Origin of the sequence: Sphingopyxis sp. BSNA05, from assembly GCF_013265645.1 — a bacterium.
In the GTDB taxonomy this organism is placed as follows: domain Bacteria; phylum Pseudomonadota; class Alphaproteobacteria; order Sphingomonadales; family Sphingomonadaceae; genus Parasphingorhabdus.
Map to the genome: position 1 here is coordinate 1 of NZ_PYIA01000061.1, position 23,451 is coordinate 23,451.

Genomic DNA, 23,451 nt, shown 5'->3' on the forward strand with positions numbered 1-23,451 from the left:
AAAATAACGACAAATACCGGGCCGAACGCTCGCTTCCGGAAAATGCCAATCTGGTCACGGAAGATATTCCGAGATTCTGGGCCGCCTATGATCTCATGGCAAAACCAACCAAAATTCGGAAAAAGCAGCGCTTTTGCGAAAATATTATCTGGCACCGGGAAGTCCGGGGCTGATCGACTATCACTGGATCAAGACGCGGTCGATGGAGCTGCTGGTCGACCGGATCAGCAAGAGCGCGGAATATTATGACAGTATCCGTAGCGCGACCCTGACGGTGGCATCTTACGAACCGCAAATTCGAAACGCGTTTGCTAAAGTGAAAGCACTTTATCCGGACGCCTATTTTCCAGACGTCACCTTTGTCATTGGCCGATTGAACTCGGGCGGAACCGCCGGAGCAAGCGGCATGTTGATCGGTGTCGACGTCTGGTCATGGTCGGAGGGCATTTCGCTGAACGGAATTTCACCGGGCTTCCGGAAAATCGTCACCAACTATTCGCTGGCAACCCTGCCCTATGTGGTTGTCCATGAACAGATGCACGCAATGCAAAACTATACGGGCGAAGACTCGCTGCTCAAGGCTGCACTGCAGGAGGGGTCGGCGGATTTCATCGCCATGCTGGCGCTGCCCGAAAGCGCCCCGCCCGCGCATTATCGCTGGGGGCTGGAGCATGAAGCCGCAATATGGAACCGGTTCAAGGGCCAGATGGCCGGCAAAGATCTTGGCGAATGGATCGGCAATAATGGAAGTGCCACCGAGCAATGGCCCGCAGACCTCGGCTATTTCGTCGGCGCGAGAATCAGCCAGGCTTATTATGACCAGGCCGAAGACAAACCCCGGGCGATCCAGGATTTGCTGAACGTGAGCGATCCGCAGAAAATTCTAGAGGCAAGTGGTTATGCCGCAAGTTTTCCGGACTAGCTATTCAGGCTTCAATTCGTTCTCGTCTCTGTCTTGCGGCCAAAAAGACACAGATAGCCGTGGCAACGGCCGGATCAGCTTGGCGTCCACGCTCTTCTTGATCAGCAGCCCGACTATCACAGCCACGACGAGCAGGACAATCATCGACTCTTCCGGTCCGGCGGCCCCGCCGGTCATCAACCGCGACCCGACAAAGTCGCTCTGCACCGGCGCCGCAGCCCGCCAGTCTTCCTGACCGGTCAATGGCAAGCCGGTCATGAATATCGTGAAATTCCAGGCGGCATGGTGCAGGCCGATCATCCAGATATTGCGGCGAACCATATACATCAGCGTCCACATCCCGCCGATCAGCGCGGTCGACAATATGCTGGGCCAGCCCCCCAGATTATCGTTGAACATATGCAGGCCGGCAAACAGCAGGGTCTGCGAGACAAGCGCGACAATGGTGCCGAAATAGCGTTCGGAAATAGCGAACAGGGCCCCGCGAAACAGCAGCTCTTCCAATATGGCCGCGGCAAGAATGACCAGGCCGACACCCAGCACCGCGTGGAAGCCGGAATAGGAAATATACTGATAATAGCCCATGAGATAGAGCAGGATCATCGGTATGCCGATGATCGCAACGCCCGACAGGACGCCCAGTCCGATCAGCGGGATATCGACGGCGAGATCGCTTTTGCCGGCCCGCCGCTCGATATATTTCGTGTAGATCCAGTAGCCCAGCACAAAGGCGCAGAGCATGCCGATCCGCCTGACATATCTGCGCGACTGTTCGTCAAGATCGAATAGCCCGGCAATTACCGGCTCCACCCCGAACCGAAACGCACCGGCAATGGCGGCGATAACTGCAAGCGACAGGAGAAAGCTGCCCAAAGCGCGGAGAAGATTGTGGATCATCGGCATAAACGGGACTTTCAAATTTTTCAGAGCGATCGCTCCTTCGTCATCCTGAACTCGTTTCAGGACCCCGGTCGGTAAAGCGCGAACTTGAGCCGATATCCTGAAACGAGTTCAGGATGACGAGATCACTCCTCAACCACCAAATCCCCCGGCAACACCGGCTCGCTCAGCAACCGCTCCATCGCTTTCCAGCGCCACAGCGGCGCGTCGCCCTGGGCTTCGATCCAGTCGCGGACCATTTCCATGCCGAGACCGTAGTTGATCACATAGCTGCGATATTGTTCGTTGAAATCGGTCATCTGCGCCGCGCGCTCGGCTGAGACCAGTTGATATTTCTGGTTGAGCGCGACCGCTTGGTCGCGGGTGATTTCGCCATCGAGATAGTGCTGCGCAATCGTCATCCGCGCGCCGCTCAGCGCCTGTTTGGCGATTTGCACGGCCCAGTAAGCCGCCGCCGTGTCGGGATCGAGGCCGGCGAGCGGGTAAAGCACGTCGCGCTCGTAATCCAGCCGTTCCTGGCCACTGAACGCGAGCTCGATGCCATAATTGGCAGAGCCCTCGGCGATCAGGCTCTGCGGGCTGTAAAGCGGATAGACAGAAAATTCCGCCCAGCCGCGGCCATTGGTCAGATTCTGCTCGAGCAGCATATTATAGACATGATGGCCTGGATAGCCTTCGTGGCAGCCGAGATCGACGGCGCGGCCGATAAAGATCGGCAGGTCGGTATTGACCTGGATCAGGCTCTGGTATCCGCCCTGATAATAATTATAGCCGCTCCAGCTCTTGCCGGTGACAAATTCCAGCCGGAAATTCTCGCCGGCAGGCAGGTCGAAATACCGGGCCGTCCGTGCCTTGCACTCGGCAATCGCCGTGTCGAACACGGTCTGCAACCGGTCCTTGGGGATGATATAGCCACTTTCGAAATCCGCCACGCGCTGGCTGAGCGGACCGTCTCCGGGAACGATATTCTCGATCTCCTCGAGCACCGGATCATATTCGGCCAGCGGCTTGAGATCCGGAACCACCCCGAACAGGCCCTTGGCTTCGTCGGCAAAGGAGAAGCTTTCGCCCAATATCATCGCATGACGAGTCAGTGCCGCTTCGAGTTGTGCCGACAAAAAGCCTTTGCGCGCTTCGGCCAGGGGAGACTCTCCCTCCGGCAACGCATCCAGCCGTTCCATCAGGACAACGATCGCGTTGCCCAGTTCGCGCATGTCGCGGGGATCGGATTTCGCTGCTTCCGCCCATTGCGGAGGACCATAATAGGCGTCGACATAGCCAGGCTCCTGCTCGCCCAGCGCCAGCGTCAGCTTGACATAATCCGTCGCGATGGAATTGAGCGCATTCGCTGCTTTCAGCCGCGCCGTATCGGTAATGACCGGCGGCGCTGCGGGCCCGGTTGCCGCCGCCGGGCCGGCAATCGCCAGGCTGGCAGCGGCAGCGAGCCCGAACACCCTCACAGAGTGTCTTTCAGCTTCTTCACCGCTGCATCAGGAAGGACGTCCAGCAATTCCTCGGCCTCGCCCTCGTCCAACGATTTCAAATGCCGGTCCTGCGGTGCAAAGCGAAGGACGCAGTAGCCGACAACGGCTGACAGAAGGGAGCCGCCGAGCACACCGATCTTGGCTTCCTCGATCAGCAGTTCGTTTCCGGGGAAAGCCAGCGCTCCGATGAACAGGCTCATCGTGAAGCCGATCCCGCAGAGCATGGCAACGCCGTAAACCTGCAGCCAGCTCGCTCCACCCAGCCGGCCGGCAAAACCGGTTTTGACCGCAATCCAGACGCTGGCGAATATGGCGATCTGCTTGCCGAAGAACAGACCGGCAGCGATACCGAGCGGCAGCGGCGCAAAAATATGTTCGATACCAATACCCTGGAGCGACACGCCGGCATTGGCAAAGCCGAATATCGGTACGATCAGGAACGCACTCCACGGCGCAATCGCATGTTCCAGCCGGTGTAGCGGTGAATGTTCCGCATCCGGCGAGGTGGGTGTGACCACGATCGGAATGACCATCGCCGCCAACACGCCGGCTATGGTCGCATGGACACCGGACATCAGCACCGCATACCAGAGCAACCCGGCAAAGATCAGATAAGGCCAGAGCTTGAGCACCCCATTGCGGTTCATCGTGTACATGATCGCCAATATTGCGGCGCTGGCAAGCAGGGCTGCGCCGTTGATCTCGGCCGTGTAGACCAGAGCGATGATTGCCACCGCCCCCATGTCGTCAACGATCGCGACGGTTACCAGAAACAGTTTGAGCGAGGTGGGCGCGCGCGGTCCAAGCAAGGCCAGCACCCCGATCGCAAAGGCGATATCGGTAGCAGCCGGGATCGCCCAACCATTGTAAAGCGCGGGAATATCTTGCACAATTACAAGATAGATAAGCGCTGGAACCGCCATCCCGGCCGCAGCAGCGACGACCGGCAGACGCCGACGATCCCAGCTGTTGAGCCGGCCATCGACAAATTCGCGTTTGATTTCCAGCCCGACGAGCAGGAAGAAGATCGCCATCAGTCCGTCATTGATCCACAGATGCGGAGTCATCGGTCCCAATTTGCTCGACAGGGTCGGACCCTTAATCTCGTGCAGAAAATGGTGGTACATGTCGTACAGTGGACTGTTGGCGACGATCATCGCTAGCGCGGCAGCGGCCATCAGCAATATGCCGCCCGCCGCTTCGCTTTTCAGAAAGTCGCGAAGCGCTGAATTTCTACCTGAGCGTGGCACTATTTTTTCTCCCTTGGGGGGTCTGTCTCGGAATTACGATTTTCCGGGTCATGCGCAGGCCGGAGGGTAAAATCAAGACCTGTATGCAGCGAATTTGGCTCTAGACGGCGACCAGAGCGCGAACTTCCGCCGCAATGGTGTAGCTTTTCTCGCGCGCTGCCTGATCGAAGATCGAACCGGAGATGATCAGCTCATCGGCCCCGGTCCGTTCAACGAAGCGATCAACCCCCTGCTTTACCGTCTCCGGCGAGCCCACAGCGCTGCCCTGCATGATCTGTTCGAGCATCGATTGCGCCTGGGGCGGCAGGCTTTCGCGATAACCTTCGACCGGTGGCGGCATCTTGCCCGGATTGCCGGTGCGCAGCGCGACAAAGCTCTGCATCATCGAACTGGCAAGATATTCCGCTTCCGCGTCGCTGTCGGCGGCAAATATATTGAATCCGCACATGACATAGGGTTCGGCCAGTTGCGCGGACGGCTTGAAATCACGGCGGTAGATCCTGAGCGCCTCGTCGAGCATCTGCGGTGCGAAATGCGAGGCAAAGGCATATGGCAACCCTAGGGCTGCCGCCAGTTGCGCGCCGAACAGGCTGCTACCGAGAATATAGAGCGGGATATTGCTGCCCTGCCCCGGTGTCGCCTGGATGCCCAGCCGGTCATCCCCGGCCAGAAAGGCCTGCAGCTCCAGTACATCGCGCGGAAATTCATTCGCATCGCTGTTGAGATTGCGACGCAAGGCCTGCGCGGTGCGCTGGTCCGATCCCGGCGCGCGCCCCAGACCGAGATCCACCCGCCCCGGAAACAGGGCCTCCAGCGTGCCGAATTGTTCGGCAATCACCATAGGGGCATGATTGGGCAGCATGATGCCGCCGGCACCGATGCGGATTGTCTTGGTCCCGTGGCCGATATGGGACAGAGCGACGGCCGTGGCGGCACTGGCAATACCCTCCATCCCGTGATGTTCGGCCATCCAGAACCGCTCGTAGCCCAGCGCCTCACCATGCCGGGCAAGCGCCAGCGACCTGTCGAGCGCGCTTTTCACATCGCTGCCCTGCGGCACCGGAGAGAGGTCGAGAATAGAGAATTTCATCTTGCCTGCCATATATTCACGTTGCTCCTGAAATACCAAGTGAGGTCTATAGCGCCTTATATCAACTCCCGGGAAAATATCGGCGGGTGGGGAAAAATGGCTTTATCTTCGGATTTCATCTATGTAAATTCGTGTAAACTGCCGCATTTTCAGAACGATTCGAAACACTCTATGACCAGGAGAGCCGTGCGAACATAGTTAGAAGGGAACTATCTATGCTATCTCCGATCAGCGTTGAAACCTTGATTGGCATCTATCTGGTCCTCGCCTTTTTCTTCACGGCCCTTTTTGTACGCTTTTCCGGCCAGTCCGCCCTTGCCAAATCGGTGCGGCGCCATTTCTATGTTTTTCCTATAATCCCGCTGATAGCCATTTCTGCCCTGCTGCTAAAAATGGCCTGGTACATGTTCATATATCCGGTCCGCCTGCTGCGGTTCCTTTTTGAGAAACTGTCGGGCAAAAAGACCCTTCGCAAACGAAAATATTACGCCTTCTTTTCCGGCCGTTGAAAGCGGCAAGTCCCGCGTTTCACCGATCGAGATCAACGAGCCAGTTGCCCTGCCACTTTGATCGCATAGCCGTCCGGCACCTTGCGAAAGCCCAGCGTCGGCAACAGCAGGGTCCAGGCGCGGTCGCTTCCCGACAAGGACAGTCGCGCGGTGTAGAAGCCGTTCCCCTGGAGCTTCAGCGTCAGCTGTTCCATCCCGGACCCGCTTTGCAGCGGCAGCACCAGCCCCCCGTCCTGACATTCGGCATTGCCGAGCAACCCCTGTTTGAGATTCAGCCCCGGGATATTGGCGTCGAGCGATACCCGCACCTGACCGCTGGCCGATTGACAGCGACCGCCGGCGAAGCTGATGCTGACTGTCTGCAGTTCAATCGCCGAGGCCGGCAAGGGCGCCAGCTGGCTGCCGAGGCCCAGCACAGTCGTCAAATCCTGCACCAGCAGACGGTTTCCGGCTTTGCCGACCGTCGCAACCAATCCGGGATCGCCGGAAGCCGGCGGCCGTTCCAGATCCATCAGCACCTGGCCCGTCAGCAGTGGCAAAGGTCGCAGCCCGGCGTCGAGATCGCCGAGCGCAAACGGCCCGAGTTGCGCGCCTTCGATCCGGCCGCTCCAGACCGAGCCGCTGATCGTCTTGGCCGAGAAACCTGTTTCCTCCAGCCCCGCCCATCCGACGGCAAGCCTCAGCGGCAGAAAAATCAGCGCCACGGCGATCACCGCCAACAAGATCAGAACATAGGTCAAGACACGCGGCACCTGCTTTCCTTCGGATCAGAGTTCGGGGGAAAATTGGTCGAAATAGGCAAAAATATCCTCTTCCGTCCGGCTCGCCGCGTTGCGCCATTTGGGAGCGGACTTGCGGTTAAGCAACACACCTTGCGGAGACAGCACCAGCACCGTCGGTGTCCCCTTGATTGCCTGGATTCCGAAACGCCGGGCAATATCGATATTGCGGTCTTTGAAGCCGACATCGACATAGACAATTTCATATCGGGGCTCGAGCATCGCGGCAAAACGCGGCTGCGCAAACCAGCCCGCCAGCCCGCGACTATCGTGGCACCAGTTGGCGCCCATGACGACAATCACTCGTTTTTCGGCGAGTTGTGCCCGTGCCAGCGCTGCGTCGATGAGCGCCGATGCGTCTGCTTCCTGCTCGAAAGGCCGGGCTTCCGGATGAACACCGCTATGCGGTTCTGCCGCCACAGCGGATATCGGAACAAGGGCCAGACCGGCCAGAACAAGCAGCAAAAATCTCATCCACCGGCTATTACACTTCCAGCGGCGTGAGGGAACAGGCTTTTGTCAGACCAAGGCCACGCTTCATCGCGGGGAAGCTGCGGACCATTGCGGCGCTCATTGCCAGTTCGAAACGGACAGTGCGGCCAAATTGTGCCTCGATCCGGTCGCCCAGTTCGAAAGCATCGGGCGACTGGGAGCCAATCGCCCGACCAAATTGCAGCGCCAACGCCTCGTCTTCGGGCAGATCAGGATCGCCTCTCAACCAGCGATTGACCGTTTCCCGCGGCACATTGTCAAACAGCGCCCATTCCGCCGAAGTGAGCGCACAGGGACCGCAATCTTCGACCATATTGGCGCCCAAGCGAGCGGCGTGGCACAGATGCGCTGGCGCTGCATGGCGATGCAAAGAAGCGGGCAAGAAATGTGCAAATTTCTCGAATGCATGGCCGGGGGCCGCAGCGATTTCTGCCAGATATTGCTTTTCACTTTCCTCAACTCCCGCCGTCGCGGCCTTGAGCAGAAGCGGTTTGGGAATGCCCGCTGGCGCCACTCGTTGCCGCGCGAACAGGATAGCAAGTGCCAGGAACACCAGCAGCGGCGGCCCCAGAACGCCGGGCGCATCGGCGATAAAGGCATCGGGGGAACAGATGCCGACCAACACTTCGTAGATATGCAGGATACCGTGGAGCGACAGCCACAATGCACCCGCCAGAGCCGCCAGCCAACGCATGTGGATATTGACGCTCGCATAGAGCAGGAGCACGCCGCAGGCCCCGTAGGCAATCCCGATGTCGCGGATGAAATGCTGGTTGGGCGGGCCGGTGGTGATGACCGTCGGGATCGCGACATACCAGTCGAGCGGCGCGATGATCATGAACAGGCCGAAGAACAAGGCAAACAGGCCAACCCCCAGCACCAGCAGCTGGGCGATACGATCAAGCCAGTCCGGTTTTCCCATCAGCATGCAGTTTCTCCTTCAAAATGCCCCGAGTCCATGTTATTCGGATATTTATTGTCTGAATAACATGGAGAGTCAAGACGTGCAGATTTCCAAGGGCGTCGAATGGGCTGCCCATGCCGCGGTAATGATGATTGCGCTACCGGAGGGTCGCGGCCTGAAAGCCGAGGCGCTCGCCCGCTATCACGAGGTGCCGACCGCCTATATGGCGAAGCAACTGCAAGCGCTCAGCAAGGCGGGGATCGTGCAATCCTCGCGCGGCGCCCATGGCGGTTACCGGCTCGCGAAAGCTGCCACCGATATCACGCTATGGGACATAACCGCCGCGATCGAAGGCCATGGTCCCGCCTTCCGTTGCACCGAAATTCGCCAGAACGGCCCGTGCGGTTTAAAGAAAACGGACTGTAGAAAACCCTGCCAGATTGCTTCGGCTTTTGCAGTCGCCGAGCGCGCGTTTAGGGACAGTCTGAAAACGGTAACAATCGCGGATTTGGGCGCGCAGGTTGTACAGAATTCAAGGCCCGAACATTTGTCCGATGTCGGCCATTGGCTCGAGAGCGAGACGATGCCGCTTAGCGAAAAGACGTAACCGGCCGCCTGCGCCTCTAGTTGCGCAGATGGGTGTCGAAAAAGGCCAGCGTCCGCTGCCAGGACAGGCTTGCCGCTTCCTCTTCATAGCGCGGCGTGGTGTCATTGTGGAAACCGTGATTCACATCGGGATAGAAATGCACGCTATATTCTTTCTGATGCTCCGACAGAGCCGCCTCATAGGCTGGCCATCCGGCGTTGATACGCTCGTCATTGCCGGCATGATGGATCATCAGCGGTACCTCGATCGCCGGAACATCGTCGACTTCCGGCTGACGGCCATAATAAGGCACCGACGCGGCAAGATCGGGATAGGCCACCGCCAGCGCGTTGCACACGCCGCCGCCATAGCAGAAGCCGACCGCGCCAACCTTGCCGGTCGAACCGTCATGATCGCGCAGAAATTCAAAGGCGGCGAAGAAATCTTCCATCAGCTTGGCGCCATCGAGCGTGCGCTGCATCGTCCGGCCCTCGTCATCATTGCCGGGATAGCCACCGAGCGGTGACAGGCCGTCGGGTGCCAGCGCCAGATAACCGGCCTTGGCCACCCGCCGCGCGACATCCTCGATATAGGGATTGAGCCCGCGATTTTCGTGGATCACCAGCACCGCCGGCAGTTTGCCCGTCGCTCCCGCCGGTTTCGCCATCAGCGCGTTGATTTTGCCATGGCCTTCCGGGCTGTCGTAGCTGATCCGCTCGGTCGTGATCGCCGGATCATCCGATTCGACCTGCGCCGCCCAGGCGTAGTTCGGTTGCAATTGGTCAAGGATCATCGCTCCGGTTACCCCGGCGGCGGCAAATTTTCCCGCCTGCCTGATAAAGTCGCGCTTCGAGATCAGGCCATGCACATAGCCGTCAAAAATCTCGAGAATATGCGGGTGAAAGTCACTTGCGCGCTTGCGGGTCGAAGTCATGATGGATCATCCTTCAGCGAAAATTTGAGAGTCACTTTCCGGAACATAGCACAGAATGAGTTATAGCAAGCTCCGTTCGTGCTGAGCCTGTCGAAGCACCTTGGTTCCTCCGACACTGACTAAGCGCGAGCCCAGAGAGGCCCTTCGACAAGCTCAGGGCGAACGGTCACCCTGCCCGCGCAACCCTTCAAGCCGCCTCGCTAATCCCCGCTTCGATCTCCGCTGCCTTGGCCTCGACGAGCTTCACAATATGATCGACCATATCTTCGTCCGCGACATGATGGTCGGTGACACCGGACAGATAGACCATATGCTTGCCCTTGCCGCCGCCGGTGATGCCGATATCGGTCTCGCGCGCCTCGCCCGGGCCGTTGACGACGCAACCAAGCACCGAGAGTGACAGCGGCGTGCGGATATGTTGCAGCCGCTCTTCCAGCGTCTGCACCGTGCGGATCACGTCAAAGCCCTGGCGCGCGCAGCTGGGGCAGCTGACCACCCGGACGCCCCGCGTGCGCAGGCCGAGCGCCTTGAGCATTTCATAGCCGACCCGCACTTCTTCTTCGGGTTCCGCCGACAGGCTCACCCGGATCGTGTCGCCGATCCCGGCCCAGAGCAGATTGCCCATGCCGATCGAGCTTTTCACAGTGCCGCCGATCAGGCCGCCCGCTTCGGTGATGCCGAGATGCAGCGGACAATCTACCGCGTCAGCCAGTTGCGAATAGGCCGCCACCGCAAGGAACACATCCGATGCTTTAACCGCGACCTTGAACTCATGGAAATCATGATCCTGCAATATCTTGATATGGTCGAGCGCGCTTTCGACCAAAGCTTCGGGACAAGGCTCGCCATATTTCTCGAGCAGGTCCTTTTCCAGACTGCCCGCGTTCACGCCGATCCGGATCGCGCAACCGTTCGACTTGGCCGCGTCGATAACTTCGCGAACCCGCGCCGAAGAACCGATATTGCCCGGATTGATCCGCAGACAGGCCGCGCCCGCCTCCGCCGCCTCGATCCCGCGCTTATAGTGGAAATGGATATCCGCGACGATCGGTACATTGCTGGCCCGGACAATCTGCTTCAGCGCCGTGGTGCTCTCGACATCGGGGCAGGACACACGAATGATATCAACGCCCGCCTCTTCGCAGCGGCGGATCTGGTCGATCGTCGCCTTGGCGTCGGACGTCAGCGTGTTGGTCATCGTCTGCACGGTGATCGGCGCATCGCCGCCGACCGGAACATCGCCCACCATGATCTGGCGGGACTTGCGCCGATCGATATCGCGCCAGGGTCGCAGCGACGGATTATTTGAGGTCATATCTTTGCTCTTGTCAGAAGGGCTTGCTTGCCGGACATATACGCTGTCCACCGCCAAATGATAAGTGCCAATCGGGAGAGCATCGATATGATCCGCTATTTACTCAAGGGGCTGGGCCTGTCCCTCGCGCTCTCGGCCGTCACAACAACGGTCAATGCGCAGGATCGGCTGGACGGGGAAGCAGATTGGTCGATTGCCATTCATGGCGGCGCCGGAACGATCGAACGCGACAGGATCACGCCTGAGAAAGATGCGGAAATCAGGTCAGCACTGAACGCGGCCCTGACGATCGGCTCAGACATATTGAAAAATGGCGGCACCGCAATGGACGCTGTCACCGCCACCATCGTCTCGCTGGAAAATGACCCGAATTTTAACGCCGGCAAGGGCGCGGTGTTCACCTGGGACCGGACCAACGAGCTCGACAGCAGCATCATGGACGGTAGCGACCTGTCCGCCGGCGCGTTGCCGGGATCAACGGCACCAAAACCCGATCCTGCTCGCGCGCGCAGTCAAGGACCATAGCCCGCATGTAATACTGTCCGGCGACGGCGCAAACCAGTTCAGCCGCGAACAGGGGCTGGAACAGGTGGCGCCGGACTATTATGCCACCCCTTATCGGCTGAAACAGATTGACGACCTGCGCGCCCAAAAGGTCAGCGCCGCCGATGTGGATTACAAGTTCGGCACGGTTGGAGCGGTCGCCATGGACCGGCAGGGTCATATGGCCGCAGGCACCTCGACCGGCGGCATGACCGGCAAGCGCTGGGGCCGGATCGGCGACAGTCCCATCATCGGCGCCGGCACCTATGCTGACGACCGTAGCTGCGCGATTTCGGCAACCGGATCGGGCGAATATTTCATCCGCCTCGGCGTCGCCCACGAGATCTGCGCCCGCATCCGGATGCGGTTCTCCGAGGCGATACGGGAAGCGCAGCGCTCGGTACCGAAGGATGACGACGGCCACTATACCTATATCGTTCACGCCAGCGAATTCATGTTGTTAGATTCGGAAATCCAGCAGATCGCCGACGACGTGATCGCCGCACTGGGCGAACTGGGTGGCGACGGCGGCATCATCTACGCGACGCCCTGGGGTCAGGCCGGCTACAGCTTCAACACCGCCGGCATGTATCGCGGACGCGCAACCAGCGAGGCTGAACCGAGCGTCGCGATTTACGGGGATGAAGAATGAACAGGCGACAGCATGGAAATACGAAAGCCAATATCCACTGAGGAAGCAAAAACGGGTGTTGCGGATTGCGTGCGAGCAACGTCGGCTTTTGCCCCAATTGCGGTCGTTGGAGTTGGCGCGATCTAATGTCTGTTAAGGGCGCAAAAAGGGACGTTGGAAATACTCAGATAATATGTTCGCTCATGACCCAGTTATAGAGTCTCCATTCTTGGCTACTTTCCTCGATTGCCGGGTTTCACAATCGGCCTTGCCTAATCCCAATACGCGGGGTCTAGCGCCAGCAGTTCACACAGTTGCGCATAGAGCGCTGGCTCCTCGCGGTGCATCAACCGGGGTTTTCAAAAACGCGACAATCGCTTCGGCAAAAACTCCTGATGGTTGTTTGCGCCATAAGGGTCGATCAAGGTGTTGTGTCCACGTTCAACACGTTCCACATGCTTGTGGAAGGCATCCAGCATGGCTTTTTCCCAGCCCTTATACGCTTGCCCCTTGCGCAAGATCGGAATGCCATTGGTGTCGCCGGTCAGGCTGTCCAGCTGGTGCGCGAATTCGTGGATGACGACATTCTGTCCATCGTCTTCGCCGAGACCCCCGTGAAGCGCATGTTCCCATGACAAGATAACCGGCCCCCTGGCCCAGCTTTCGCCAAGCATCGAGTGCCTGCCCTCATGGACGACAAGTCCGTCGTGAGTGTTGCGGTTGATGTGAAAAGCGGAAGGATGGACCAACACGTTTCTGATCGTGTTGTACCAGGCCGGACTGTTGGCGATTAACAAGCAGGCCTGAGCGGCGATCGAGAGCCTGATTTCGTCGGTTATTTCGAGACCTTGATTGCCTCGGAAGGTCACCTGATCGAGAAATAGATTGATCTTCCCTTCCAACTTGGGCCGCAATGCTTCCGGTAGCCGGCGTACAATCGGCACCAGCCTGGCGATCACTTCGCGCTGGTCTGAAGTCAACGGTGTCGCCAACAGTTGTTCGCGCCGACGCTTCCTCGCCCAGTTCCGATATGAAAGCACTGCGACAATTGCCAATGCACCAAGGGGGAAGAACAACCAGCTCATGCTACTGAAGTAAAAACGAAAGATGCAAAATACAATAGCGGTACAAGCAACGCCTGTGCAGCCGTTCACGCCACTGGATGTGCAACGAGGCGGTGGGATACCAGTCAATGGAACATGCCAGTTTAAGTCGGAAGAATAGCTAGCATCCAGTGATCCTGTCCTACATTGCTGCAACGCGTTATATCGGTCAGATGGTTGACGCAGGATGAGCCTATGCGATCAAGGCAGCCTTTTTGAAAGGTTACACTCGGCGGATCCCGACCTTGGAGCGCACACCGGTTTTCTGCGCTATCCAACCAAAGGTCACAGAAAACAACCAGGCATCTTTGTTTAAAGTTCAACTGGGCCGGCAATAATCCTGAAAGCGGATGTTGCAATTGAAGGGCGGACTTGCGACGGAGACAGGATAAATTTCGCAATGCCTGAGGAACAAGAATGAAAAACTGGCCAAAGCGATTTCACCGGTGCTGGCGCTGTTCATGGTCGCGCCGGTATACGCAGCGGAGCAGGCACCCTCTGCGCAATCCAAAGGCGCCGATACTTTTGATGCCGGGCAAGCCTGGCAGGAGTTTGAAGATCAATTCCGCCTTTTCTATGCCTATGCGCAGCGCAGCGACATCGATGTTGATGCCCAACTTGCGCGCTCCAAAGCCCTTGCGCTGCAAGTCATTGACCGGGATGGATTTCGCAAGATCCTGCACCAGACGGCACTGACCTTTTCCGACCCGCATTTCATCGTCGGCCCTTTCGACGAAACTGATTATTCGATCATTCCTACCGGGTCGGATATCGCGACCCGATATCTCGGCGGCCGCTTTCATGTCGCCGATGTCCGCGCCGGTTCCGCTGCGGACAAGGCCGGCATCCGCCCCGGCTGGCAAATTGTCTCGGCGGACGGAATCGCAATGAACGTCGCCGCGATCCGGCCTTACGGGCAACTGCTGCCCGAGCCGACGGACCGGCAGAGAAATTATGGTGCGATGCTCGCGGTCAGCGGCTTGCGCAATCAGCCGCGCACTCTCGTCTTTGAGGTCGACGGGAAGAACCGCACGATCAGCCTGCCGGCCAGCTATGATCTCGGCAAATCGATAAGCGCCGGCCCCTTGCTCGAGACGGACAGAAATGGCGATATCGGCATCATCCGCATCAACAATGCGCTGGGTAATAATGACCTGATCCCGGCTTTCGATCAGGCTGTTGCAGGCCTGTCCGACACGCGGGCGATGATCATCGACCTGCGCAACACGCCCAGCGGCGGCAATACCGAGGTGGCGCGCAGTATCATTGGTCATTTCGTGACGGACACACGATCCTACCAGATTCACGAAATTCCCAGCCTAGAGCGGGAATTTACGGTGCCCCGCCGTTTCATCGAGCAGGTCAAGCCGCGCAACCCGCAATATCAGGGGCCGGTCGTTGTGCTCGGCGGTCGCTGGACCGGCAGCATGGGCGAAGGGCTGGTCATCGGTCTGGATGCCGCGGCCGGTGCCTATACGATTGCCTCCGACATGGCGGACCTGCTGGGCGCCCTCTCCAATATCACTCTCGAGAAATCCGGAGCGCGCATGGATCTCGGCACGGAAACGCTGTTTCACGTCAATGGCACGCCGCGCGAGGATTATATCGCCGATATGCCGCTGGAATCGGCGGACCGGGATGCACATGGCAGAGACCCCGCCATGCGCAGCGCGCTGGAATATCTCGGGCGCGAATTGGACAGGTCTTGATGCCAGGGCGCGATTCCCGCTTCCCCTGCCTTAACCAGTCGGTTAAACGCAGGACATGACATGGAAACCCGAACTTGAAGAACTGGCCGAGCGCCAGCAGCTGGCCGAAAAATGGGCGGCGAGGAAAAAGTCTCCCGCCAGCATGGCCGTGGCAAGCTTGACGCACGGGCGCGGATTGCCGGTATTGTCGACGAGGACAGTTTCCGTGAGATCGGCAAGATTGCCGGGCGCGGCACCTATGCCGAGGATGGCACGTTCGAGGATTTTGCGCCGAGCAATCTGATTTTCGGGCGTGCCAATATCGAGGGGCGCCCGGTTGTCGCTTCTGCCGATGATTTCACCGTACGCGGCGGCGCCGCCGATGCGGCACTGCACCGGAAATTCACCCAATGCGAGAAAATGGCGCACACGCTGGGCATTCCAATGATCCGGATGATCGACGGCACCGGCGGCGGTGGCTCGGTCAAATCGCTGGAAGATATGGGTTTTACCTATGTGCCTGCGGTTCCCGGCTGGGAAGATATCATCAAGAACCAGGACACGGTTCCGGTGGTGGCCCTGGCGCTCGGACCCACTGCAGGCATGGGCGCGGCGCGCACCGTCGCCAGCCATTATTCGATCATGGTGAAGGGACTGTCCCAGATTTTCGCCGCCGGCCCGGCCGTGGCCGCCGCGATTGGCGATGATCTCAGCAAGGAGCAATTGGGCGGCTCCGACATCCACACCACCAATGGCGTGGTTGACGAAGAGGTCGCCAGCGAGGCCGAGGCCTTTGTGACCGCCCGCAAATTCCTGTCCTATTTGCCGAGCAACGTTAACCAGCTCGCCGCCCGGACCGAGAACTGGGACCCGGTCGACCGCAAGGACGAGAGCCTGCTCTCCGCCGTACCGCGCGCGGACAAGCAGGTCTATTCGATGCGCAAGATCATGACGTCCGTGTTCGACGAAGGCTCGGTGTTTGAAATGGGCAAGCGCTGGGGCCGCGCCGCGATCACCGCTTTTGCCCGGCTCGACGGCTGGCCAGTCGCGGTGCTCGCCAATGATCCGTCTTTTCTCGGCGGTTCTTGGGAAGCCAAGTCATCGGAAAAGGTTGAACGCTTTGCCAAGCTGGCCGAACAATTCCATCTGCCAGTCGTCCATCTGGTCGACAATCCCGGATTCATGATCGGCGGCGAAGCGGAACGCACCGGCACTATCCGCTATGGCGTGCAGGCGATGAACGCGGTCTATAAAGCGACCGTGCCCTGGGCCAGTGTCATCGTCCGCCGCGCCTACGGCATCGCCGGCAGCGCGATGAGCAATGCCGAGAATTTCCAGTACCGCTTTGCCTGGCCCTCGGGCGACTGGGGCTCGCTGCCGATCGCCGGTGGCCTCGAGGTCGCCTACAAAAGCGATATCGAAAGCGCCGCCGACCCGGCCGCGCGGCTGGCGGAGATCAAGGCGAAGCTCGACAAGGTCACTTCGCCCTTCCGTACCGCCGAGCAGTTCAGTGTCGAGGATATCATCGACCGCGGGAGACCCGGCCTCTCTTGTGCGAATTCGCAGATCTGGCTTGGCGCAAGCTGGGAACAGGCTGATCACGGCAGCGTTTGTTCGGGATCACATCGGCGCGGTCGGGGCCGCCGAAGGACCTCAGGGGCGTTAACCCTGTCGAAAAGTCCATGGTGGCCAAGCACCATGTAAAATCGTGAATAATTACCATTAAAATCAGATGATTGCTCCGTCTTGTGATAGCTATCACCGGAAAATGACGAAAACATCCTATCGTTTTCGGATGATGGGATTATCATTTCATCTACCAAACAAACGGTTCATCGCTGGTACAGCAACCAAATGGCATTTGATACGCAGTAAGCACAATAGGTTCGGCGCAACAAAGGAAGGACGAAACGATGTACTTATCTCCTAGATCATTCATCAATCAGCCTGTTCAACCATTGGCCGAACAGGGACAGGAGCGGGGCTATCAGCCGCTCTATCATCTCGATATCGTTAACCGCTGCCCAGGTTGTGGCAAATCGCACTGGCATGTCGGACGGATCAGCGCCGAATGCGCCCATTGCGAAACCGCGCTCCCGTTGGCGATGGTCGCAAGCCAGCCGATGCAGCCGCGTTTTACCGAACATCTCAGCAAAACCGCGATGGTCGCCTGACTGGGGCCGCGATTCAGTTCGACCGCATGCGTTCCAGATAGGCGGCCGCTGCATTTGACTTGATCCGCACCCACATCGGTTTGTGGTCGGATAGCTGATATGTCCGCCAGCTGCCCTTGTAATATTTGCCCAGCGCCGCGCCTGCTTGTCCTTGCCGCCGGCTTTCTTCCTCAATTCCTTTTCATATTCCAGCGTATCGCCATCCCGATAGACCGATTTGAATATCTCGAAAATGCCCGCATTGGCCTTTTTCGGATCGTCGGTCTGCCGGTCGATGAAATTCAGCGTGTCGTCATCGGTCATGAAGGCGATCTGGTCATAATATTTGCTCAGGTCCAGATTGGACGGCCGGTTGAGAGCATTGGGAATCCGGAAACCGTGCCGCTTCAGCGCCGTCATCGTCTCGTGATCGGGATGGACGATATTGAAATCACCCAAAAGGATCAACGACCGCCCCTCTTTTGGGCTTGCTCGGCACGATCGGCGAAATAGTCGGCGACGCGGTCGATTTCCTGAACCCTTTGCTGCAATTTAGATCCCGATGAGGAACCGTAGAAAAGGTGCACAGTACAGATATCAAACTTGAACCAGCCGGACTGGAAGGCGGTGATGAACGGGGATCGCCGGAATTGCTTGCCCTGGAACAGCTCGCCACCCTTACCCGCCGTATCATCGGTGATTAGCATCTCGGTCGGCAGGACGATTTCGCCGGCGATATTCTGGAAGCGCACCTTGCGCTTGTCATAGAGATAGAGCAGCCGTTCGCCGCCGCTGCCCAGCTTGTGATGGGTCTTGTCCGAAGCGATGAAATCATAATCCGGGCCCAGCCGGTCCATCACCGCATGCCAGTCGTCCAGATCGACCACTTCCTGCACCGCGACGAAGTCGAAGCGCGACAATATCTCGGCGATATACATCAGGCTCTCCGGCAGCCGCCGGACCTTGCCGAAATTGCGGATATTCCAGGTCGCCAGCAACAGAGTCTGTTCGCTGTCCTTGTCAGGCACTTCGCGATCGAGCTGCCCGATCAGCCGCTCGAGGTTACCGACGACGCGCGGCCGATCGCTTTTCGGAATATATTTGAGATAATAATATTGCGGCATGTGGCTTCTCCATCTTCAGGAACCAGAACATGCGACCGTTTATCTTTTGCCGGACTATAGCGGATCCGGCTGCAGTAGGACAGCCTTGATCAATCCGTGCCGTTCATCCCGAGCGTTTCGAACCGAAGGTTGCGAAATCAGCGGCGCCTCTCGACTGGAAGGTCTTTCGACAGGCTCAAGACGAACGGCTATGATCTCCGTTCATATTGAGCCTGTCGAAGGGCGGCTCTCGTCTAAAATCAAGGTTCGACCACCGGTGCACCACTGGGCCCCACCACGCCCTAAATATCACCAAACGACTTTAGCGCAGCCGGCGCGACAATATCGCCCCATTCCTGCACGAAGTGCCCGGCCTCCTCGATCAGCAGCGGCTCGGGACAGTCCCTGATCAAGCCGTGCATCATCTTCATCACCGGCGGACCGAGCACAGGGTCGGAGCCGCCGATCGCCATGAAACTGGGGCCCGTCCATTCGCTGCTCCAGAAAGCCGCGGCCTGCTTGCTGACCTCGACACCGTCCATATCCGGTTCGACCGGCACCAGCGCCGGGAATTTCCGCGCCCCGGCCTGAAAGCGGTCATCCGGATAGGGTGCATTATAGGCAGCAATCTCCGCCTCACTCATTTCCGGCGTGCCGCGCGCGATAATCTGGCCGGCATCAAAACCGGAACGGTCAGCGCATATTGTTTCCACGCATTGAAGCCGTCGCCCGCGCCTGTCCCAAGTCCCAGCGCCGTGTTCATGATGATCAGCCGCGATAGCCGCGCCTTGAATGCTTCGTCTACCGGCAAGGTCAGGCCGATCAACCCGCCCCAGTCCTGCACCACCAGGGTGATATTCTGCAAGTCCAGCCGCTCGACCAGCGCTAATATATGGTTGCGGTGAAAGTCGAACGTATAGCTATCCAGTCCGGTCGGCTTGTCAGAGCGGCCAAAGCCGAAGAAATCCGGGCACACCACCCGCGCGCCGGTCGCAGTGAAATGCGGGATCATCTTGCGATAGAGAAAGGACCAGCTCGGCTCGCCATGCAGGCACAAGAACGTTGTCTCCGCATCGGCAGGTCCGGTATCGACCCAGGCGGCGCGAAGCCCTTCATAGCCGGGCAGATCATCGGCATAGTGGACCGGAACATCAAAGTCCGGGATATCGGCGAACCGTTCATCAGGCGTGCGGAGGGCGGCGATGGTCATAATGAGTGTCCTATTATCTGCTTTCATCCGGCTTAGCAGAAGTCACGAACCATAGGAACGGACCACATAGGCACCTAGGCTCACGCAAGATACTCGTCCAGCGTCATCTGCAATCGCCGGATCCGGGCCTCCTGATAATTGCCGAGCGACTGAGCGCCTTTCTTCGAGGCCTTGGCGCCATCTCTCTGCATCGCGAGATTGTCGGTGTCCTGATCGAGGATATCCGCAAGGACAAAGCCCTCCACGCTGGTGTAGCTGTCTTCAATCTCCAGCCTGATCGGCTTTGCGGGCGCGGGGCGCTCGCCATTTTCGGGCAGCGGTTGCAGCACCAGTATCTCGTGCAGGCAATGGTCGACGTCAATCGGCCGGAAGCGGTAGCAGAGGCGGATGTTGATGCCGGGGAAGAAGAACATGTTGGGGAACAGGAAATATTCAAGGCTGTCGATCATCTCGCTGGTCGAGACGCCGGACAGGTCGACATTAAACTCGCTGCCATGTTCCTGGCGCAGCATATCGGCATGGACTTTCCGGGCCGATGCCCCCTCGGGCAGGTCCTTCGGATCGCGGCCCAACTTCTCGAACAGCTTGGCCTCGCTGACCGGCTGGTTCAGATGCGGGCTGGGCACGCCGATCGCATGCATGAAGCGGCTGACATTCTTGCCGAAAATATCATATTGCGCATTGGCGTCGCCGGCGGTGTAGACAGCCTGCGAATGGGTTTCCAGCACATGATAGGCCTCGAGAAAGGCCTCCATCGCCATTTTCCAGTTGGCCGGCAGCACCTTCTGCGTGTGCAGCGCGACATAGCGGTCGTCCATCGGCCATTGCTTGAAATGGTCTGGCAATATTTCCAGATAGTCGGCCAGCGGTGGCGCATCGTCGTCCATATTGATGAAGACAAAGCCGCCCCACGTTTCGCAGCGGATCTCGGTCAGGCCGAAATTATCCTCGTTCAGATGCGGGAAATCCCAGCGGCAGGGGATTTCCTTGAGCGACCCGTCGAGATTGAAGGTCATGCCGTGGAAGGGGCAGCGGATATGCGAGCGCCGGGCACTGCTGCTGCCTTCGGTAGCGAATTTCATGCCGCGATGCGGACAGCTGTTCACGAACGCCCGGATCTTGCCGTCATCGCCGTGCACCACCAGGATCGAATAGGGACCGACATCATAGACATGCTGGTTGCCGGGCGCGGGAATATGCTCCTCGCGACAGGCCCATTGCCAGGTCCGGTTCCACATCCGGTCGATTTCGCGATCATGGAAGGCCGGGTCGATATAGCGGTCGAAGCTGATATCCTCGTCGCCGAGAAATTCATATTGTTCGGTCCGCATCGCCGGCGGCGGGTTGTCGCCGTCAGCATCCATGATATCCTGCATCGAGGGACCCGGGCAGCGCGCCTCGCCCGGCGCGAGATCGGGGTCGGACGGTTTGGTCAGGTCATAGGTCATGGTCGGGCTCCGGTGTGCGGGTCATGGCGATACGGTCGTAAAGCGGGTCGGCAGGCTTGCGCGCCCCGAGGATCATTGGCGAAGCGTCGAGAAATGCGTCGGTGCAGGGATCGTCCCGCACCCAGTCCACCAGTTCCGAACGATAAGCGAATTTCCAGACGCCGCCGCGCTTCTCCAGCCGGTCGACATAGCGCCCGCTGATGAACAGGTCGCGCTTCTCGCCCGCCTCGTTGGTCAGCTTGTGATAGGCCTGGTAATAGACTTCGCCATAGGCCTGATCGCCGGACAGTTCGATCAGGTGCTGGCCGAGCATATGATGGTTGCGCTCGTGTGTTTTCAGCGCCTCGATGCAGAAGTCGGCAAAGCCGTCCGGACCGCCCTCATAGATGCCGTAGCTCAGATAGGCATCGTCCCAGAATTGCGCGCGCAGCAGGTCGCGGTCCAACCGGTCCAGCCCGCGCATGTACAGCGCCGCCAGATCGCGGATCGCCAGATTGGCCGTCAAGGCCTCCAGTTCGGTCGCCCTAATCGCATCTCTCCTGTTCTTTTGAGGCATAGTAGGAGCCGGACGGATCGGGTAAATTACTCTTATCGATAGCAGGAGGGTGACCATGGCGGAGGACAATCGAGCAGGCGCGCAGGAGCCGGGCCGCGTGCCAGACGCAGCGGAACTGGCCGATCGCGCCGCCATCGCCGGGATCATCGCCCTGCACTGTCGCGGCGTCGACCGGGCCGATGAAGCGACGCTGAAAAGCTGCTACTGGCCCGATGCCACCACCGCTTATGGCCCGGAAGCCGTGCCTGCCCACGGATTCTGCACGGAGCTGGTGCCGGCGATCAAGGCGTTCCGCCAGACCCACCATATGGTCACCAACATTCTCTACGCTTTCGATGGGCCGCAGGCGCGCGTCGAGAGCTATCTCATCGCCTTCCACTATCTCGCCGGAGCCGATGGCGCGGACAGCGAGATGACCTATCTCGGCCGCTATCTCGACCGGTTCGAGAAGCGCGGCGATGTCTGGAAAATCAGACATCGCGAACCGGTGATGAGCTGGAGCCAGAATGCCGCCACCACCCACGACGCCGACCACCCCGCCCTGTCGGCGCTGCGCCAGGCCGCGCGCTTCCCGGATGATATCGTCTATAAATAGCGCGCGGATGCGCCGGCCGGATAGCCGCGCCCCTGCCCTGCGGGAAGTTTACAGGACAGCCCGTTATTATTTTCTGCGACCTTTGCCCCGAGGCCCCGGAAAACAGCCATATTTCTCCAACAACAGCCCTGCCTAGTGTAACCTTTGCAACGCCCCGCCCCGGCGCGTCGGCCGGCGGGGGCGAATGCCCGGCAAAGACTCGTCACGATGCGCAGCATAAGCGCAGAGAGCCCGTGTAGGACAGCGGATCGTCCGCTGCGCCGGCGCTCCGCTGTGATATTTTGCATCAGAAACGGGGCAATCGCGACTTATTCAACTGCCGATGGAACGCCCCTGCGATTGGGCCGTTTCCTCTACTCGTCGATCTAGCGCGCCCTGTATCCGGCGCAGCATCGACGGAAAGCCCGCAGCCATAGCGGGCAAGGCCGGAACGATCCTGTTCCATGTTTAGTTAGTTGGAGTAAAATTATGAAATCCCCCATGATCACCCCCCTGATCCTCTCCTCCGTCGTCGGCGCCTTTGCCGTTGCCACCCCGGCAGCCGCGCAGTCCGACTCCCCCTTCACCGGTCCCCGCGCCGAAATCCTGGGCGGCTATGACACGCTGCGTTCGGGCAGTGATGTCGACGTCGACACCGACAATGACGGCATTTTCGAGAATAATACGCTCGACCAGTCGGTTGACGGTTTCGCCTATGGCGTGGCACTCGGCTATGACTTCGATGCGGGTCCTGTGGTCTTCGGTATCGAAGGCGAATATATGGACTCGACCGGCGAACAGGAAGGCGACGAGGACATCAACGCGCCGTTCGGCTATCGCGTCAACCTGAAGCGCGACCTCTATCTCGGCGCGCGTATCGGTGCCAAGGTAAGCCCGAACACCCTGCTCTACGCCAAGGGTGGCTATACCAACACCGCCGTTGAATCTCGCTTCCAGGACCGCGCCGAAGCCGATGGCGTCGATCTCAACTTCGACGACAGCCAGCAGGTTGACGGCTATCGTCTGGGCGCCGGCATCGAGCAGGTGATCGGCACCGGACGCAATGGCGACGGCTCGGGCGCGTTCGTCAAGCTCGAGTATCGCTATTCGAACTATAGCTCGCTGAAATATAACGACACATTGTTCAACGACAACAACGAAATCGGCGTCGACCTCGACCGCCACCAGGTTGTCGCGGGCGTGGCTTCCGCTTTTAAGCTGGAACTAGGCTAGCGATTGAGGGGCGTGCCGTTCAGTGGACGGCGCGTCCCTTCATT

The 23,451-nt window shown here is 59.1% G+C and carries 24 protein-coding genes and 1 pseudogene; 9 read left to right on the top strand and 16 right to left on the bottom strand.

The genetic code is table 11. The annotated features are described in order from the left end of the window. The first annotated feature begins 133 nt into the window (after nt 1-133). Entirely contained in the window at nt 134-922 is a 789-nt protein-coding gene (locus tag C8024_RS06810) for a hypothetical protein (protein ID WP_173203676.1), read from the top strand. Here C8024_RS06810 and C8024_RS06815 read toward each other — a convergent pair whose 3' ends face one another. The 4 genes from C8024_RS06815 to C8024_RS06830 form a co-directional block, all read right to left on the bottom strand. After that, nucleotides 923-1,840, bottom strand: coding sequence for a type II CAAX endopeptidase family protein (locus C8024_RS06815; protein ID WP_173203678.1), 918 nt, complete (start codon nt 1,838-1,840; stop codon nt 923-925). It lies immediately after the preceding gene. Between the two features lie 107 nt (nt 1,841-1,947). Further along, nucleotides 1,948-3,276, bottom strand: coding sequence for a hypothetical protein (locus C8024_RS06820; RefSeq protein ID WP_367947210.1), 1,329 nt, complete (start codon nt 3,274-3,276; stop codon nt 1,948-1,950). A 2-nt stretch (nt 3,277-3,278) separates the two neighbouring features. Continuing rightward, nucleotides 3,279-4,556 (bottom strand): Na+/H+ antiporter NhaA, encoded by a 1,278-nt coding sequence (nhaA, locus tag C8024_RS06825; protein WP_100092627.1) that lies wholly within the window; start codon nt 4,554-4,556, stop codon nt 3,279-3,281. Between the two features lie 100 nt (nt 4,557-4,656). After that, nucleotides 4,657-5,658, bottom strand: coding sequence for an LLM class flavin-dependent oxidoreductase (locus tag C8024_RS06830; protein WP_173203679.1), 1,002 nt, complete (start codon nt 5,656-5,658; stop codon nt 4,657-4,659). A gap of 203 nt (nt 5,659-5,861) precedes the next feature. On the opposite strand from C8024_RS06830, the gene C8024_RS06835 reads away from it, so the two are divergent. Then, nucleotides 5,862-6,155, top strand: a complete 294-nt coding sequence (locus C8024_RS06835) for a hypothetical protein (protein ID WP_173203681.1) — start codon at nt 5,862-5,864, stop codon at nt 6,153-6,155. A gap of 32 nt (nt 6,156-6,187) precedes the next feature. Here the strand turns inward: C8024_RS06835 and gspN are convergent, their stop codons facing one another. Genes gspN through C8024_RS06850 form a run of 3 tightly spaced genes read right to left on the bottom strand, consistent with a single transcriptional unit; the run spans nt 6,188 to nt 8,354 of the window. Beyond that, a complete protein-coding gene (gene gspN / locus C8024_RS06840) occupies nt 6,188-6,907 on the bottom strand; it encodes a type II secretion system protein N (RefSeq protein ID WP_173203683.1) in 720 nt (239 codons plus the stop codon). A gap of 15 nt (nt 6,908-6,922) precedes the next feature. Continuing rightward, nucleotides 6,923-7,408 carry a thioredoxin family protein gene (locus tag C8024_RS06845; protein WP_173203685.1) on the bottom strand — a complete coding sequence of 162 codons (486 nt, stop codon included), beginning with the start codon at nt 7,406-7,408 and terminating at the stop codon, nt 6,923-6,925. A gap of 10 nt (nt 7,409-7,418) precedes the next feature. Beyond that, entirely contained in the window at nt 7,419-8,354 is a 936-nt protein-coding gene (locus tag C8024_RS06850) for a hypothetical protein (protein WP_173203687.1), read from the bottom strand. Between the two features lie 61 nt (nt 8,355-8,415). Between C8024_RS06850 and C8024_RS06855 the strand changes: the two genes are divergently transcribed. Beyond that, nucleotides 8,416-8,937, top strand: a complete 522-nt coding sequence (locus tag C8024_RS06855) for an Rrf2 family transcriptional regulator (protein ID WP_217272061.1) — start codon at nt 8,416-8,418, stop codon at nt 8,935-8,937. Nucleotides 8,938-8,953: 16 nt separating this feature from the next. Here C8024_RS06855 and yghX read toward each other — a convergent pair whose 3' ends face one another. Both yghX and ispG read right to left on the bottom strand, forming a co-directional pair. Then, entirely contained in the window at nt 8,954-9,850 is an 897-nt protein-coding gene (gene yghX / locus C8024_RS06860) for a YghX family hydrolase (RefSeq protein ID WP_173203689.1), read from the bottom strand. A 187-nt stretch (nt 9,851-10,037) separates the two neighbouring features. Beyond that, nucleotides 10,038-11,165 carry a flavodoxin-dependent (E)-4-hydroxy-3-methylbut-2-enyl-diphosphate synthase gene (gene ispG, locus C8024_RS06865; RefSeq protein ID WP_173203691.1) on the bottom strand — a complete coding sequence of 376 codons (1,128 nt, stop codon included), beginning with the start codon at nt 11,163-11,165 and terminating at the stop codon, nt 10,038-10,040. Between the two features lie 87 nt (nt 11,166-11,252). Between ispG and C8024_RS23110 the strand changes: the two genes are divergently transcribed. Continuing rightward, nucleotides 11,253-11,690, top strand: a complete 438-nt coding sequence (locus tag C8024_RS23110; RefSeq protein ID WP_367947211.1) for an isoaspartyl peptidase/L-asparaginase — start codon at nt 11,253-11,255, stop codon at nt 11,688-11,690. A 13-nt stretch (nt 11,691-11,703) separates the two neighbouring features. Then, complete coding sequence (locus tag C8024_RS23115) at nt 11,704-12,360, top strand: isoaspartyl peptidase/L-asparaginase (protein WP_367947212.1); 657 nt, start codon at nt 11,704-11,706, stop codon at nt 12,358-12,360. 338 nt (nt 12,361-12,698) lie between these two features. On the opposite strand, the gene C8024_RS06875 is transcribed toward C8024_RS23115, so the two are convergent. Continuing rightward, the gene (locus C8024_RS06875) at nt 12,699-13,424 is read right to left on the bottom strand and encodes a zinc-dependent peptidase (protein ID WP_254305664.1); all 726 of its coding nucleotides are present in this window, start codon (nt 13,422-13,424) and stop codon (nt 12,699-12,701) included. A 464-nt stretch (nt 13,425-13,888) separates the two neighbouring features. Here C8024_RS06875 and C8024_RS06880 point away from each other — a divergent pair, with 464 nt between their 5' ends. Both C8024_RS06880 and C8024_RS06885 read left to right on the top strand, forming a co-directional pair. After that, complete coding sequence (locus tag C8024_RS06880; RefSeq protein ID WP_173203693.1) at nt 13,889-15,151, top strand: S41 family peptidase; 1,263 nt, start codon at nt 13,889-13,891, stop codon at nt 15,149-15,151. 55 nt (nt 15,152-15,206) lie between these two features. Then, nucleotides 15,207-16,728 (top strand): annotated as a pseudogene (locus C8024_RS06885) (acyl-CoA carboxylase subunit beta). Nucleotides 16,729-17,061: 333 nt separating this feature from the next. Here C8024_RS06885 and C8024_RS06890 read toward each other — a convergent pair. The 6 genes from C8024_RS06890 to C8024_RS06910 all read right to left on the bottom strand — a co-directional run bounded on the left by C8024_RS06890 (nt 17,062) and on the right by C8024_RS06910 (nt 21,600). Then, a complete protein-coding gene (locus C8024_RS06890) occupies nt 17,062-17,751 on the bottom strand; it encodes a hypothetical protein (RefSeq protein ID WP_173203695.1) in 690 nt (229 codons plus the stop codon). After that, entirely contained in the window at nt 17,748-18,407 is a 660-nt protein-coding gene (locus tag C8024_RS06895) for a hypothetical protein (RefSeq protein WP_173203696.1), read from the bottom strand. The genes C8024_RS06890 and C8024_RS06895 overlap by 4 nt, the downstream gene beginning before the upstream one ends. A gap of 281 nt (nt 18,408-18,688) precedes the next feature. Further along, nucleotides 18,689-19,030 carry a hypothetical protein gene (locus C8024_RS21180; RefSeq protein ID WP_254305665.1) on the bottom strand — a complete coding sequence of 114 codons (342 nt, stop codon included), beginning with the start codon at nt 19,028-19,030 and terminating at the stop codon, nt 18,689-18,691. Beyond that, the gene (locus C8024_RS21185; RefSeq protein ID WP_254305666.1) at nt 19,027-19,596 is read right to left on the bottom strand and encodes an alpha/beta fold hydrolase; all 570 of its coding nucleotides are present in this window, start codon (nt 19,594-19,596) and stop codon (nt 19,027-19,029) included. The genes C8024_RS21180 and C8024_RS21185 overlap by 4 nt, the downstream gene beginning before the upstream one ends. 80 nt (nt 19,597-19,676) lie before the next feature. Next, nucleotides 19,677-21,044 carry a Rieske 2Fe-2S domain-containing protein gene (locus C8024_RS06905; protein WP_173203698.1) on the bottom strand — a complete coding sequence of 456 codons (1,368 nt, stop codon included), beginning with the start codon at nt 21,042-21,044 and terminating at the stop codon, nt 19,677-19,679. Next, entirely contained in the window at nt 21,034-21,600 is a 567-nt protein-coding gene (locus C8024_RS06910) for a nuclear transport factor 2 family protein (protein WP_173203700.1), read from the bottom strand. Before C8024_RS06910 ends, C8024_RS06905 begins: the two co-directional genes overlap by 11 nt. Before the next feature lie 55 nt (nt 21,601-21,655). Here C8024_RS06910 and C8024_RS06915 point away from each other — a divergent pair, with 55 nt between their 5' ends. Together C8024_RS06915 and C8024_RS06920 are read left to right on the top strand one after the other, a co-directional pair. Then, a complete protein-coding gene (locus C8024_RS06915; protein WP_173203702.1) occupies nt 21,656-22,195 on the top strand; it encodes a nuclear transport factor 2 family protein in 540 nt (179 codons plus the stop codon). Between the two features lie 468 nt (nt 22,196-22,663). Next, nucleotides 22,664-23,407, top strand: a complete 744-nt coding sequence (locus C8024_RS06920; RefSeq protein ID WP_254305667.1) for an outer membrane protein — start codon at nt 22,664-22,666, stop codon at nt 23,405-23,407. Nucleotides 23,408-23,451: the final 44 nt, after the last annotated feature.

Excerpts from the sequence above, each read along its gene's own strand:
- C8024_RS06830 (WP_173203679.1), bottom strand. The coding sequence starts at position 5,658 with ATGGCAGGCAAGATGAAATTCTCTATTCTCGACCTCTCTCCGGTGCCG.
- C8024_RS06835 (WP_173203681.1), top strand. The coding sequence starts at position 5,862 with ATGCTATCTCCGATCAGCGTTGAAACCTTGATTGGCATCTATCTGGTC.
- C8024_RS06845 (WP_173203685.1), bottom strand. The coding sequence starts at position 7,408 with ATGAGATTTTTGCTGCTTGTTCTGGCCGGTCTGGCCCTTGTTCCGATA.
- C8024_RS06850 (WP_173203687.1), bottom strand. The coding sequence starts at position 8,354 with ATGCTGATGGGAAAACCGGACTGGCTTGATCGTATCGCCCAGCTGCTG.
- C8024_RS06855 (WP_217272061.1), top strand. The coding sequence starts at position 8,416 with ATGGAGAGTCAAGACGTGCAGATTTCCAAGGGCGTCGAATGGGCTGCC.
- yghX (WP_173203689.1), bottom strand. The coding sequence starts at position 9,850 with ATGACTTCGACCCGCAAGCGCGCAAGTGACTTTCACCCGCATATTCTC.
- ispG (WP_173203691.1), bottom strand. The coding sequence starts at position 11,165 with ATGACCTCAAATAATCCGTCGCTGCGACCCTGGCGCGATATCGATCGG.
- C8024_RS23110 (WP_367947211.1), top strand. The coding sequence starts at position 11,253 with ATGATCCGCTATTTACTCAAGGGGCTGGGCCTGTCCCTCGCGCTCTCG.
- C8024_RS06875 (WP_254305664.1), bottom strand. The coding sequence starts at position 13,424 with ATGAGCTGGTTGTTCTTCCCCCTTGGTGCATTGGCAATTGTCGCAGTG.
- C8024_RS06895 (WP_173203696.1), bottom strand. The coding sequence starts at position 18,407 with ATGCCGCAATATTATTATCTCAAATATATTCCGAAAAGCGATCGGCCG.
- C8024_RS21180 (WP_254305665.1), bottom strand. The coding sequence starts at position 19,030 with ATGAGTGAGGCGGAGATTGCTGCCTATAATGCACCCTATCCGGATGAC.
- C8024_RS21185 (WP_254305666.1), bottom strand. The coding sequence starts at position 19,596 with ATGACCATCGCCGCCCTCCGCACGCCTGATGAACGGTTCGCCGATATC.
- C8024_RS06905 (WP_173203698.1), bottom strand. The coding sequence starts at position 21,044 with ATGACCTATGACCTGACCAAACCGTCCGACCCCGATCTCGCGCCGGGC.
- C8024_RS06910 (WP_173203700.1), bottom strand. The coding sequence starts at position 21,600 with ATGCCTCAAAAGAACAGGAGAGATGCGATTAGGGCGACCGAACTGGAG.
- C8024_RS06915 (WP_173203702.1), top strand. The coding sequence starts at position 21,656 with ATGGCGGAGGACAATCGAGCAGGCGCGCAGGAGCCGGGCCGCGTGCCA.
- C8024_RS06920 (WP_254305667.1), top strand. The coding sequence starts at position 22,664 with ATGAAATCCCCCATGATCACCCCCCTGATCCTCTCCTCCGTCGTCGGC.